Below are 13,959 nucleotides of genomic sequence, written 5' to 3'. Positions count from 1 at the left end.
AAATACTAATAATAGTAACGTAATTATTGAATATTCAATAATTTAAGGTAGTAAGAATACAGGATTTTTTCCTGTTATTGGTCATGTATTCGATAAAGCTTCATATGTTAGTACAAAGATAATTTTATTTTCACATACCTTTTTTTATTTAAGAATTTAATTTTCAACATAATTATTTCTTATGATATTATTACTAAAATTTATAGAAAATTATCAATTATTGATTGAATTGTCTAAAAAAATAAATAAGTCAAAATAATAAATAATCACATTTTAAAAGATCAGCATTTAGGTAGTAAAGTTATTAACAGGGACTTAAATTTGGAGATATTATTTTACTATATTTGAGACATGAAAAAACTATCAGTACTTTTATTTTTATATACTTCTTTTATCTGCTATGCTCAGGAAAAGAACCTTACCTGTCTTGATTTCAATCGGGGTGAATTCAGAAATATTAGCGAAAATTCCAATTTAAGTTCTCTTATTGTGAGAAATGGCAATAAACAGCTGGAAGTTACCAATGGAGTTGAATCTTTTAAAAGGATTGAATGGTTAAATGATTGTGATTATATATTATTTTTCTCTAATCGAGACGCTAAAAAGGACAGTTTTAAAAGATTTATCAATAAAAATGGAGGGATTAAAGTAAAGACTGTTAAAATTGAAAAAAACATTTTATACTATAATACCTATTATTTTGATGGTAAAAAAGAAATTATGGGAGAAGGAAGATTACTTAAAACAAGTAATCATGCTTCTTTTAAATAAAACTAATAAAAGTGTGATGGAAATGCCTCTTTAGGTTCCCTATTTAAGATATTTAATTTTATATAGGATTGTAAAAAGCCAAATCCATAGGAAAAAAATTGAATAAATGTTGTAAGTAAAGATGTAAGACCGATTTTGATACTCCTGTTTTTATAGCTTGAATCGAGGAATATAGCACAGCAATAAAAAAGCAAGGGAAAGATACACCTATAATTAACTATCGATAATACTAAGGACAAAACAGTGAATATCAAAAAAAGAGAAGGAAACCAAAAAGTAATTTTTGAAAAGCTAGGATGTCTTTGGTTCAATATGGGACGGGCAATTCCGAAATGATATACTTGATTAGCAAATTTCTTTAGGGAAGTTCTTCTTTTATGAAAAACCTTGCATTCAGGAAAAAATCGAGTTTTAAACCCTTTTTCCCAAAGAGTAAGAATTAAATCGGGGTCTTCCCCTACCCTCAGTTCCGAAAATCCGCCAACACTTTTAAATGCTTCTTTGGATATACCCATATTAAAACTTCTAGGCTGGAATTTATTTATCGCTTTTTTATTGCCACGAATTCCTCCCGTGGTTAATAAAGAAGTCATGGAATATGAAATTGCTTTTTGTAAATCATTAAAATTTTTATCGGCTGAATCAGCTCCTCCAAAAGCGTCCACATAATTAAATCTTAATTCTTTACGCACATTTTCTATATAATGAACCGGAGCAATACAATCTGAATCTAAGAAAATATAATAATTTCCTAAGGCGTGTTCCGCTCCGTAATTTCTTGATAATCCTGCTCCGGAATTTGATTTGTAATAATATTTAATATCCAATACTTCTGCATAAGTGGAGACTATAGGTTCTAACTTTTCTTGAGATCCATCGTCTACAATAACAATTTCAAAATTTTTATCCGTTTGATTAATTAAACTAAACAGTAATTCCTGTAGTTCATCTTTTCTATTATAGACTGCTATAATAATTGAAATTTTTAAATGTAAATCTCCATGCATAGTTTTGTTTTATAGATTATAGGTCAATCCGAACAATATCGGCCCCCAAGGCCCTTAATCTCTCATCGATGTTTTCATATCCTCTATCGATTTGATAAATATTATGTATTCGGCTGATTCCTTTTGCAGACATGGCGGCAATCAGTAAAGATATGCCGGCTCTGATATCCGGAGAAGTCATTACTGTTCCTCGTAAAGGAATTTCATGATTTAATCCGATAACTGTTGCTCTGTGCGGATCACAAAGAATTATTTGTGCCCCCATGTCAATGAGTTTATCAACAAAAAACAGTCTGCTTTCAAACATTTTTTGATGTATTAAAACACTTCCTTTAGCTTGTGTGGCAACTACTAAAATAATACTTAATAAATCGGGAGTGAATCCCGGCCAAGGAGCATCGGAAATCGTTAATATAGATCCGTCTATAAAATTTTGAATTTTATAATGTTCTTGTGAAGGAATATATAGGTCTTCACCTCTTTTTTCGATTTGAATACCCAATCTTCTAAAAGTATCCGGTATATTACCTAAATTTTCCCAGCTAACCTCTTTGATGGTAATTTCCGATTTAGTCATGGCAGCCAAGCCAATGATACTTCCAATCTCAATCATATCAGGGAGTACAGTGTGTTCGGCACCGTTAAGTTCGGAAACGCCATAAATAGTTAAAAAATTAGAGCCAATTCCTTCAATCTTTGCGCCCATTTTAATTAACATCTTACATAATTGCTGGATATAGGGTTCACAAGCTGCGTTATATATTTGAGTTTTTCCTTCAGCCAAAACTGCAGCCATAATGATGTTTGCAGTACCTGTTACGGAAGCTTCTTCTAAAAGTAAATAATTACCATTTAACTTTTTAGCTTTTACGGAATAAAACTTCTCTTCTTCGTCATATTCAAATTGAGCTCCTAAATCAATAAATCCTTTAAAGTGAGTATCTAATCTTCTTCTGCCGATTTTGTCACCGCCGGGAACGGGAATATAAGCTTCTCCGAATCGACTTAAAAGAGGACCTAATAGCATGATGGAACCCCTTAGCTGAGCTCCGTTTTTTCTAAATTCTTTACTTTTCAAAAATTCAAAATCAATTTCTTCAGAACAAAAGGTATAATCTCCCTTAATGTTTCGGGTAACTTTTACACCCACAGTTTTTAAAATTTCAATTAGTATTAAAACATCTTGAATTTCGGGTATATTTTTTATCCTAACTGATTTTGATGTTAAAAGGGTTGCACAGATAACTTGAAGAGCTTCGTTTTTGGCACCTTGCGGAAAGAATTCACCATGAAGAGGCTTTCCACCGCAAATCTGAAAAGTATTCATTATTTATTTTTGTTTTTAGAAAAATTATTTTTCTTTTGATTTCTATAGTTACTATTGTTGTTTCTATTCTTGTTTTTATAAGAAGTATTTGAATTAGTCTGAACCGGCACATTCATTAAAGCTTCTTTTGAACTCAATTTTAAGGAACCGTTAGATAATTCTTCTAAATGATTAAATATTACTTCATCTTCTACCTGATCTTTGTTCCATTTCAGATAATTTTTTTTCATTTGATTAGCGATCACATATTTCAATCCTTCTTTCTTATCACCTTCTTCCCATGACTTTGCTATTTCAATCATTTTTTTCACATTCGTTCCATAATATCTGTATTTAGATTCATTGGAAGGATAAGCCATTTTTTTGGGAGCCGTATTCATTTCTGCCTTGGTTGGAATCGGGTAAGGTGAATCTACTTTTAATTCAAAATTGGCCATTATAAAAAGTTGATCCCATAGCTTATGTTGAAAATCCGGCACATCTCTTAAATGAGGATTTAAATCTCCCATAACATCAATGATTGATTTGGCAAATTTATTTCTTTCATCATCGTCCTCGATCGTCATACAATGATCAACTAATTGTTGAACATGTCTTCCATATTCCGGGATAATTAATTTTTTTCTTTGAGTATTATACTCCATATTTTAATTTTAAAATTAATAATACAAATATTATTTTGTGTAAAATTTACTGTAGAAAAGACTCCTTTTTTCCGACCTATTAGGTAAGCTAATGGTTTATATATAAGACCGTGTAATTTACATTAACATAAACAAATTGCCATAAAGAAATTTTTGTCATAAAAATTTCTGAGTCTCTATTTATTTAGCTTATACTTTAGTATTTTAAAGTATATTTTTGTTTTTATTATATAGTAAACTGTAAACTCCTGACTAAATCATATACATTTATGCGACTTATAAATAATGTCATCGGAAATTTTTTTTAAAAGGAACAATAGTTTTAGTAAATTATAAATCTACTATTTGTAGGTTGCAAATGTAATCATAATTCTTGATATTTTCCTTTTATTTAGTATTTATTTGTCATATAGTTATTTTTTTTTCACTAATAAATAATTAATTGATGTAAATAATTTTATTTTTATGCAATTAATAAGGTTATCTAGGAATGTAATTGATTTTAACAAGCTTGATTCTCTATTAATTTATCTTTTTAGAATATTTATAACTATACTTTATATTTTGTTTATTTATTTAACTTTTTTAGGAATTGAATTTTCTTTTTTGGGCTATATATGAAGTAAATCCTAATATAGCAACTAATAATAGTACAATATATACCCATAAAGGTATAGGAACCGGATCTCCTTGTGCGTAAGAGTGTAAACCCGATAGATAATAATTTACACCAAAATATGTCATTATAATGGTCGAAAAAGCTACTAAAGATAAAAAATTAAACAGGTATTTACCCCTCCAATTAGGAACTAATCGCAGATGTAAGACAACCGCATAAACTATTACGGAGATAAATGCCCAAGTTTCTTTAGGATCCCAACTCCAATACCGCCCCCAGCTTTCATTTGCCCAAATACCGCCCAAAAATGTTCCGATGGTTAATAAAAAAATACCAATCGTCAATGATAGTTCATTTACAATAGTTAATTCTTTAATTGAATTTTCAACTTTATAAGAAATATCTTTACGGTTTATTATAAACAAAAATAAAACTACGGTTCCTATTAAGGCACTTAATCCGAAAAAACCATAGCTGGATGTAATTACCGCAACATGGATCATTAGCCAATACGATTTTAATACAGGAACTAGCGGCGTAATTTGTGGATTCATCTGATCTCCTCCATGAGCAAATCCCATTAAGATAACTGCAACTAAGCAACCTGCCGCAGGGATAAATCCATTTCTGTTTCGATATAAGAGAAAACCAGCTAGTACACTTATCCAACTTATGAACAGTACCGCTTCGTATCCATTAGACCAGGGTTCATGTCCTGAAACATACCATCGAATCCCTAATCCCATTCCATGTATAAGAGCAGTTAGTATAACTAGGCTTAACAAAATACCCTCTAACCAAGAATAAAGCTTATAGTTTTCAGTAAATAGCTTAGTAAATGCCAATATTAGTAATACAAGTCCCAATACGGCATATATTATCATAATTTTAAAAAATACATCCCAATTATTATATCTTAATTCCCAATTGATCTTGGCTTGAGAGGGTATAATTTCTTTCCCCCATTTGAGTTGATAATCGGATATTTTTTCCAGGGCTTCATCCGCTTGATTCCAATTATTATTTTTTTCAGCCACTACTATCGCTCTAAAATACCCTCCCAACAAGTTCAAAGCAACGCTATCAGTTTTCATATCGGGTAAAATCCAGGAAGTCCAGGTATGATTTTTATCGTTGGGTATCGGAATAAATTTTAAATAATACCCGCTGATTAATCCTTGCATTACTTGTAGCTTATCATTTAACTCAATTATTTCTTTATCATAATTTGATCTTTCTGCCGGTTTTTTTCTAAAAGCTTTTTTAAAATCATTTTCCAAAATAAAATTGGGAGATCCATCCGGTTGGGTAGTAAATAAATTCATTAAGGAGGTATAACCTTCTGTATTTGCTTGAGTAATTTTTTTTAATTGGTCCCCTCCCTTATTTCCTATTTTGAGTAAAGGAACATTTGCCCAAAGCATAGGATTGGTGGATATGGAAATAAAAAATTGATTAGCGTCCAACTCAAAGAATTTTTCGCTTTTATGTAATTTTCGCAAAATTTCTAGAGCCAATGTATTCACCGGTTCTATTCGTCCCTCGGATGATTGAACCAAAAGTGCCCCAAATTTATCTGAATGTGATTTTGGAATGTGTATACTTTTACTAAAAGTTTCCCCGTCTACTACTTTTGAATACGTTGTATTTTTACTATGGGTATGTTCATGAATTTCCGGTTTACGGACGGAAGATTCAGGTAAGGTGTCCAAATCGTTCTTCTCCTGATTTTGACTAAAAGCATATTGACTGAATAAAAGAAATAATAAAAGAAATGATTTTTTATGAGCAGCTATTTTTTTAAGTTGAACATTAAGTTTAGAAAATCTTGTACCCTTCCAAAATAAAGTCATAAACATTCCCACTATTAATAATGCATAGCCTATATAGGTTAAAGTTGTCCCCCAGAAATCATGATTAACGGAAAGTACGGTTCCTTTTAGATCTGAATCAAAACTGGATTGAAAAAATCGGTATCCTTTGTAATTGAGTATGTGATTCATATAAATTTTAAAAGGTGTTTCTTTTCCATTATCTAAAATGGATATATCGGATTCATACGAAGATGGACTGTTACTTCCCGGATAATGTTCCATAATGAATTTATTCAGTTTTAACGAAAATGGAGAAGTAGTATAGATTTTAGAACCATAACCTATTGAAATGAGCAAATTATCTAGGGCTACTTGTTTTTGAACCCCGGTTAACCCTTTTTTTCCATAAAATAAAAATTCTTTAGATTGTTGATTGGTTGAGGCTTTCATGTAAATAAGATCGGGATCTTCAGAATTTTTATTTTTATCCCCTTCATAATAAATAATTTTACCCGATTGAGGAGTAATCGGTATCACAAAACTTACATTGGGAAATTGATAGAGACTGGCAAAATGTAATTTTTGTTTTTTATCGCTTCCTTCTACCGGAAGTTCTTCCTGTGTTGTCATGATCATACGCCTTCCCATCATGGGCGAAGAAATATAGATTTCTTCATTTACTGTGGTAATATTTATGGCTCCTTGAAGATAATTATTGAAACTTAGGGTTGAATTTTGAACTTGTCGGGCATTTCCTTCTTCAATATAAATAGTTTCTCTTCCCTTTGATCCTGAACAAATTACTTTCAATATTTTTTTACCTGAAGGTGTTATTTGTAATGAATCTTGAGCTCTTGGAATAAATTTTACAGATTCTAATTTTACCTTTTGGCCTAAAAAATTGTAATTGGCAGAAAATTTCTTTTGAAACGGTTTAAGTAAAAGAGGAATATTTTCTGAGGTTAAAGTGAAAGGAATATCCTTATATGCTCTGGTTTCTCCTTGAAAATTTGAAATTTGTACTTTAAAGTAGGTTGCATCTGATATTATTTCATTACTTGTCTCTCCTTCTCTAATATGCATTTGTCCTTCATAACTAATATATCTTGTGATCGCACCTCCTAAAAAAATAAAGATAAAAGATAAATGAAAAGTTAAAATGGGCCATTTTTTTAAAGACCAAAGCTTATATTTTTTAATATTTCCTATGAAATTTAAGATTAAAATGAGCATGATCAGTTCAAACCATTTCGAATTGTATATTAATGCCTTGGCAACTGAAGTACCGTAATCATTTTCTACAAAAGTTGCCCATGCCATAGAGAGAGCATAAATGACCAACATTATCGCTGTTGTTTTAGTAGAAAACAACAAGTCAAGAATTTTCTTCATTGGTTTTTTTATATTATTTTATATAAACTCCCAAAAATACATCAACTTACCTCTTCATCAAAATGTTTATAAAATAAATAGTTAAAACATGATTTTTTTAATTTTTTAATCATGTGATTCATTGGGCGGAATCAACTCTCCTCGTTGGAAAGCTCTTTGAAGTATCGATTCTACAAATGCATCATCACGGATATGATAAGGATCAAAAGGTTCTTTTAAATCAATATCAAAAGCTCCCGCTTTTGCATTCCACCAAAAAGCCGACCAACCGTTCCTTAATTCTTTAATAATTTCATAAACGGTTTTACCGGTGTAACGATACATTAATTTGGAAAATATTCTTCCTTCCGTTTTGGTTAATCCTTTTAGTTTACCTTCATATTCTTCGGACAGTTGCTTTTGCCTTTTTTTTAAATATTTACGAAAAGCAGCATTATTTAAATTCAAGTTTAAGGAATCGTGTAAATTATTGTATTGATTGAGTGCAATAAGAAAATACGGATATACTCTAAAAACTCTTTTTTTAAGCCAGTTGTACTGATTCTTATCTAAGTTGTTGTTAAACTTAGGCATACCTTCTACTTGTATTGTTTTTAAGTCAATTAATACACTGTCTTCTGTAATGCTGTATTGGGATGATTCATTACGCATTACTGAATCAGAATTAAAATGAATAGTAGTTTCTAATGAATCTGTTTTTTGACATAGAACGATGTTGAAAATCAAGATAAATAAAAGAGTAAAAATTCTTAAGTTCATAAATTTTATCCCGTCAAAAACTATTCCCAAATTTGTACATTTGTAAAAAAACAGGTTAATATGAAAAATTCAATTATAAATGAAAATTCGTTGAAATTTTTAGAAAAATATATTAATACTCCTTCACCCACCGGAGCCGAAAGTAAGGGACAAAAATTATGGATAGATTATATTACCCCTTATGTGGACGAAGTCAGAACCGATAATTACGGAACTGCTTACGGAATTATTAATCCCGAATCAAAGTATAAGGTAGTAATAGAAGCTCACGCAGATGAAATATCTTGGTTTGTAAATTATATCACTGATGACGGCTTAATTTATGTTATTCGTAATGGGGGATCCGATCATATGATTGCTCCTTCTAAAAAAGTTCATATACATACTAAAAAAGGTATCGTAAGCGGTGTATTTGGTTGGCCGGCAATTCATACCAGAAATTATACCGGAGTTGAAGAACCGCCTAAAGTAGAAACTATATGGGTTGATTGTGGTGCCACTACTAAAGAAGAAGTTGAAGAATTAGGGATTCATGTAGGATGCATCATCACATATCCGGATGAATTTTTTATATTAAATGATACATACTTTGTCGGCAGAGCTCTAGACAACCGTGTTGGCGGATTTATGATTGCAGAAGTAGCTAAGCTTATTAAGGAGAATAAAGATACACTCGATTATGGTTTATATATTACTAATGCTGTTCAGGAGGAAGTTGGATTGCGAGGAGCTGAAATGATCACGCAAACCATTAAACCTGATGTAGCTATAGTTACGGATGTTACTCATGACACTACTACTCCCATGATAAATAAGATGAAGCACGGAGAAGTAAAATGTGGAAAAGGTCCGGTAATTTCCTACGCACCTGCAGTACAAAATAATTTAAGGGAATTAATAATTGATAGTGCAGAAAAAAATAATATCCCTTTTCAGAGACAAGCTTCCAGTAGAGTAACCGGAACCGATACTGATGCTTTTGCTTATTCGAACGGCGGTATTCCTTCTGCTTTGATCTCTCTTCCTTTGCGTTATATGCATACAACAGTTGAAATGGTGCATAAAAAAGATGTTGAAAACACTATTCTTATGATTTATAATGCTTTAAAAGCAATAAAAAATAATCAAAGTTTTAAATATTTGTAATATAAATTTAAAAAGGAGCTACAAAAATAGCTCCTTTTACATTCTTTGTTATTTCCATTGTATGATATCAATGGTTTTAAATAGTTTATGATATTTTGGAAAAATAAACAAAGTGGGTCTCTGATAATTCAAAGACATCAATTATATATAATTTATAGTTAGTTACGATTTGAGTTTTGAATGGGTTTACTTTAAAAGCACGGGTTGTAATGCCTTTATTGGTAGATGAAGTGTTGAATATATTTTGATTATATAAATCGCTGAAACAGCTTAGAAAAATATCTTTAATTCCGTAATTCCTTGCTAATTTTTTTGAGGTGGTTGAAACAAAATTTTCAGTATCAATTTTTAAATCTGTTGATTTCTTATCTTGATATAAATTATTGAAGTAAATATTAGAATATGACTTACCAATAGTTTGCCCATTGAAATAATTTATTCTATTAAAACAGGCAAAAATTATCAATATTGAAATTAATAATAAATTGTGAATTTTCATGATAATATTGGTTAGCTAAATAAGATAATGTTAACTTATCTGCAAAAATATTAAAAAAATTGTTAAAATTCATAATTTTATTATAAATTTCATTATAATAAGGTTATTTGGTAAAAAATTAAAAATTAAACAAATAATTTTTGTTTATTATATCATATCATAGTTTTATAAAAAAACATTTATATTAAAGAATATTAATTTAATTTTGGATTTTTAGGAGAGTTTATCCAAATTATATTCTTTTTATCTACTTTTATCAGTTGGTTTTTCCATAAATGATCTTCCCATTTTAAAACATTTAACTCTTTATTATCGCTTACCAACCAATCATCATTTTTAATTTCATTTTCTAATTGATTAGCCTTCCAACCGGAATATCCGATAAAAAAACGAATTTCATTCGGTTTTATAAGCTTTTCTTTTAAAGCTGTTTTAATGTCTTCAAAATTTCCGGACCAATAGTATTTATCGTTAATTGAGATACTGTCCCCAATTACATCAGGTCGAGAATGGATAACAAAAAGATGATCTGAATCAACCGGTCCTCCCACATAAACATCCATATCTATATCAATATCAGGGACTAACTCCGATAGTTTTTGATGATATATTTTTGTAAGAGTGAAACCTATAGTTCCTTTTAACATATCATAATCAGTAATAAAAATTACACTTTTAGAAAAAAAAGAATCATAACTGATAGGTTTTGAAATTAAAAATTTACCTTTGTAATCCATTTTTATCTTCTTTTATAACTTAGAGACATAAAATTACATATTTTTTACTAATGGAAGACTTATCTGATCGCAGAAAAATATACAAACAAGGTTCGCTAACTGAATCGGATATAATAGACAATCCGATGGAATTATTCAGAGAATGGTATTTATTAGCTGAACAAAGCGATCAAGTTTCTGAAGTCAATGCTATGGCTCTTTCAACTGTTGAAGATAATTTGATTCCCCGAACCCGCAGGGTTTTATTAAAACAATATACTTGGGAAGGATTTATTTTTTATACTAATTACCACAGTAGGAAAGGCAGAGCAATAAGTAAAAACCCGAATGTTTGCCTGAATTTTTATTGGGAAAGTCTTGAAAAACAAGTTACCATTAATGGAATAGCAGAAAAATTGGCTCCTAATTTATCTGATGGATATTTTCATTCCCGACCTTTGGGTAGTCAGTTAGGTGCAATTGTATCTCCACAAAGTGAAGTAATACCTAACCGAGATTATTTGGAAAATAAATTAAGGGAATTGGAACTTTCTACTAAAACTAAGGATGAAATCAAAAGACCCGAACATTGGGGAGGATATTTAGTTAAACCGTATCAAATTGAATTTTGGCAAGGCAGACCTAATCGCCTACACGATCGGATTGTTTATACATTACAAGATATGGATTGGATTATCCAAAGGTATGCTCCATAATTCTAATTTTAACTATTCCTACTTTCACATAATTAGAATCCCCCAACTATTTGTTGCTGTTTTACCCTATAATTGTAATTCAAAAATAGGATATACAAATCGATTAAGAAGGATCAACGTCTACATCAATTTTTACCGAACGAAATGACGAGAGACTTTGTAATTGTAAAATAGCTTCTTTTATGAACTTTTTACTATTTTTAGTAGATTTTATAGATGGTATTTTTAAAAGAATTTTATATATAAATTGATTATTTATCCTCGGTATCAATCCTTCTTCCGGTCCTAAAATGAACGGTTCATGAATAAAATTTTTCAGGTAATCTCCTACCATTGCAGCTGCTTTTTTAACCTTTTCATTATTTTTATGCTTGAAAGTCAATTCAATCAATCTAAAGTAAGGAGGATATAAATATTCTTTACGTTCTCTTAAAATACCTTCTTTTGCCAAATTATAGTTATTCTCTTTAATAAATAAATAAAATGGATTTTCCGGGTCAAAAGTTTGAATTAATACTTTTCCTTCTTTTCGTCTTCCGGCTCTACCACTTACCTGAGTCAAGAGTTGCAACGCTTTTTCTTCTGCTCTGAAATTGGGTAAATTTAATAAAGAGTCCGAACGTATGATTCCTACCAACTGAACGTCATCAAAATCAAGTCCTTTGGTTACCATTTGTGTGCCGATAAGGATATCTATTTCTTTAAGAGCCATATTTTCAAATAATATTTCATAGGCATGTTTGCGTTTCATAGTATCAACATCCATACGGGCAATATTAGCATCGGGAAAAAGCTGTTTTACCTCTTCTTCGATTTGCTGGGTTCCTATTCCCTTCGTTTCTAAAGCATGGGAATGGCAGCTTGGGCATGATTGGGGAAATGCCATGGTATATCCGCAATAATGACAACGAAGGGTTGAGCTTACCTTATGATACGTAAGGGTAACATCACAATTAGGACACGATGGTGAATGTCCGCAGTCATTACATTCCAAAATAGGTGAAAATCCACGTCGGTTATGAAAAAGAATAACTTGTTTTTTCTGAATTAAACATTGATGGATTTCTTCTTGCAACCGATACGATATATTGGGGGTTACTGTGGGTTTACATAAAGAGACCATTTCTATTTCAGGAAGTTTTACATTGCCAAACCTTTCCATAAGCTCTACTAAACCGAATTTTCCCTGCTCATGATTATAAAAACTTTCCATCGAGGGGGTAGCAGATCCTAATAGAACTTTTGAATTATTTTGTTGCGCTAAAATTTGAACACAATCTCTTGCTTGGTAAAAGGGTTTTGTGTCCGTTTGTTTATATGAGCTGTCATGTTCTTCATCTACAATAATCAATCCGATGTTAGATAATGGTAAAAAAATAGACGAACGAGCTCCGATAATTACTTTATATTTATTTTTTAAAGTATTTTTCCAAACTTCCACTCGTTCATTTTGATTGAGTTTAGAATGATAAACTCCTACTTCATCGCCAAAACGTTTTTTTATTTTACTTACCAGTTGAGTTGTAATGGATATTTCCGGTAATAAAAAAAGGGAATTACGAGAATTAGAAATTTGTTTTTCAATCAATTGAAAATATAATTCGGTTTTTCCGGAAGAAGTGACGCCATGCAATAAAACCGTCGAAAATTTTTGAAATTGCATTTCAATCTCTCTTAATGCTATATCTTGAGCGTTTGAAAGTTTATAAGAATTTTCAATATGATCGTCATATTCTTCTATACGATCTTTTTGGAGTTGAAATTCTTCTAAATATTTTTTTTCAATCAGAGATTTAACGACAGAGGGTGATGATATTTCAATCAGCTCTCTTTTTTGTATAAATGTTGCTCTCTGTTGTTGCATTTTAATAAATAATAGTAACGCTTCTCTTTGTTTTTCCGCCCTATTAATATTGACCAATGCTTTTTGAAATAGTTCTGAATCTTCAAATAAGGGATTTAATTTGATATAAGTTAGTTTCTTGGGTTTATATTTATCAATGATTTGCTCATCTAATTCTATTAATTTTTTATCATATAAAGATTTTATGGTAGGAATAATGTATTTTTTCGCTAAAAAAGCTTCTATTTCTTTTAAATTAATTGCAGTTTTAATTTCGAGATTTTGCATAATGAACGTTTCCTTTTCGTCCAACTCTTCCCAAATTATATTTTGAGATGTTTTTCGGATAAATGTTTCACTTTCCAATTTTAAAGCTGAAGGAAAAGCATTTCTAAATACATCCCCTAAAGAGCACATATAATAATCAGCAATCCATTTCCAAAATTCAATCAATTTAGGTGTTGCTAAGGGGTAATCTTCAAGGATGGTATATATTTCTTTGGTTTTATATAGTTCCGGCTTCTTATCATGGAGACTTTCCACTATAGCCGTATATAATTTTTTTTCTCCAAATGAAACAACCACCCGTTGCCCGACTTGAATGTGGTTTTGTAATTCTTTAGGTATATGATAGGTGAAAACACCTTCTAATGAAAGTGGAATAACTACGTTTGCAAACTCCAATTGATATATTTTTTAAATAACA

Annotated in this window: 11 protein-coding genes; 3 read left to right on the top strand and 8 right to left on the bottom strand. The window is 30.5% G+C overall.

The genetic code is table 11. From position 1 onward, the window contains the following. Nucleotides 1–351: 351 nt before the first annotated feature. A complete protein-coding gene (locus G8C43_RS01700) occupies nt 352–771 on the top strand; it encodes a hypothetical protein (RefSeq protein WP_105297550.1) in 420 nt (139 codons plus the stop codon). A gap of 2 nt (nt 772–773) precedes the next feature. On the opposite strand, the gene G8C43_RS01695 is transcribed toward G8C43_RS01700, so the two are convergent. From G8C43_RS01695 to G8C43_RS01675, 5 genes are all read right to left on the bottom strand, one after another. Then, complete coding sequence (locus tag G8C43_RS01695) at nt 774–1,778, bottom strand: glycosyltransferase (RefSeq protein WP_166003669.1); 1,005 nt, start codon at nt 1,776–1,778, stop codon at nt 774–776. Between the two features lie 16 nt (nt 1,779–1,794). Beyond that, on the bottom strand, nt 1,795–3,108 hold the full coding sequence (murA, locus tag G8C43_RS01690; protein ID WP_166005687.1) for a UDP-N-acetylglucosamine 1-carboxyvinyltransferase: 1,314 nt from the start codon (nt 3,106–3,108) through the stop codon (nt 1,795–1,797). Then, nucleotides 3,105–3,749, bottom strand: a complete 645-nt coding sequence (locus tag G8C43_RS01685; protein WP_166003667.1) for a DUF4290 domain-containing protein — start codon at nt 3,747–3,749, stop codon at nt 3,105–3,107. Before G8C43_RS01685 ends, murA begins: the two co-directional genes overlap by 4 nt. Before the next feature lie 585 nt (nt 3,750–4,334). Beyond that, on the bottom strand, nt 4,335–7,574 hold the full coding sequence (gene ccsB, locus G8C43_RS01680; RefSeq protein ID WP_166003666.1) for a c-type cytochrome biogenesis protein CcsB: 3,240 nt from the start codon (nt 7,572–7,574) through the stop codon (nt 4,335–4,337). Nucleotides 7,575–7,679: 105 nt separating this feature from the next. After that, nucleotides 7,680–8,333, bottom strand: coding sequence for a DUF4294 domain-containing protein (locus tag G8C43_RS01675; RefSeq protein ID WP_166003664.1), 654 nt, complete (start codon nt 8,331–8,333; stop codon nt 7,680–7,682). A gap of 60 nt (nt 8,334–8,393) precedes the next feature. On the opposite strand from G8C43_RS01675, the gene G8C43_RS01670 reads away from it, so the two are divergent. After that, a complete protein-coding gene (locus tag G8C43_RS01670) occupies nt 8,394–9,479 on the top strand; it encodes a M42 family metallopeptidase (protein WP_166003662.1) in 1,086 nt (361 codons plus the stop codon). An 85-nt stretch (nt 9,480–9,564) separates the two neighbouring features. On the opposite strand, the gene G8C43_RS01665 is transcribed toward G8C43_RS01670, so the two are convergent. Together G8C43_RS01665 and G8C43_RS01660 are read right to left on the bottom strand one after the other, a co-directional pair. Continuing rightward, nucleotides 9,565–9,978 carry a hypothetical protein gene (locus G8C43_RS01665; protein ID WP_166003660.1) on the bottom strand — a complete coding sequence of 138 codons (414 nt, stop codon included), beginning with the start codon at nt 9,976–9,978 and terminating at the stop codon, nt 9,565–9,567. A gap of 194 nt (nt 9,979–10,172) precedes the next feature. Beyond that, entirely contained in the window at nt 10,173–10,715 is a 543-nt protein-coding gene (locus G8C43_RS01660) for a YqgE/AlgH family protein (protein ID WP_166003658.1), read from the bottom strand. 50 nt (nt 10,716–10,765) lie between these two features. On the opposite strand from G8C43_RS01660, the gene pdxH reads away from it, so the two are divergent. Continuing rightward, nucleotides 10,766–11,410 (top strand): pyridoxamine 5'-phosphate oxidase, encoded by a 645-nt coding sequence (gene pdxH / locus G8C43_RS01655; RefSeq protein WP_166003656.1) that lies wholly within the window; start codon nt 10,766–10,768, stop codon nt 11,408–11,410. A gap of 103 nt (nt 11,411–11,513) precedes the next feature. Here pdxH and priA read toward each other — a convergent pair whose 3' ends face one another. Then, on the bottom strand, nt 11,514–13,937 hold the full coding sequence (gene priA / locus G8C43_RS01650; RefSeq protein ID WP_255490396.1) for a primosomal protein N': 2,424 nt from the start codon (nt 13,935–13,937) through the stop codon (nt 11,514–11,516). Nucleotides 13,938–13,959: the final 22 nt, after the last annotated feature.

Source organism: Apibacter sp. B2966 (assembly GCF_011082485.1).
In the GTDB taxonomy this organism is placed as follows: domain Bacteria; phylum Bacteroidota; class Bacteroidia; order Flavobacteriales; family Weeksellaceae; genus Apibacter.
This window is presented reverse-complemented; position numbering and strand designations above follow the sequence as displayed.

Bases quoted from the DNA above. Each gene is read 5' to 3' on its own strand.
- G8C43_RS01700 (WP_105297550.1), top strand. From the start codon at position 352: ATGAAAAAACTATCAGTACTTTTATTTTTATATACTTCTTTTATCTGC.
- G8C43_RS01695 (WP_166003669.1), bottom strand. From the start codon at position 1,778: ATGCATGGAGATTTACATTTAAAAATTTCAATTATTATAGCAGTCTAT.
- G8C43_RS01685 (WP_166003667.1), bottom strand. From the start codon at position 3,749: ATGGAGTATAATACTCAAAGAAAAAAATTAATTATCCCGGAATATGGA.
- ccsB (WP_166003666.1), bottom strand. From the start codon at position 7,574: ATGAAGAAAATTCTTGACTTGTTGTTTTCTACTAAAACAACAGCGATA.
- G8C43_RS01675 (WP_166003664.1), bottom strand. From the start codon at position 8,333: ATGAACTTAAGAATTTTTACTCTTTTATTTATCTTGATTTTCAACATC.
- G8C43_RS01670 (WP_166003662.1), top strand. From the start codon at position 8,394: ATGAAAAATTCAATTATAAATGAAAATTCGTTGAAATTTTTAGAAAAA.
- G8C43_RS01665 (WP_166003660.1), bottom strand. From the start codon at position 9,978: ATGAAAATTCACAATTTATTATTAATTTCAATATTGATAATTTTTGCC.
- G8C43_RS01660 (WP_166003658.1), bottom strand. From the start codon at position 10,715: ATGGATTACAAAGGTAAATTTTTAATTTCAAAACCTATCAGTTATGAT.
- pdxH (WP_166003656.1), top strand. From the start codon at position 10,766: ATGGAAGACTTATCTGATCGCAGAAAAATATACAAACAAGGTTCGCTA.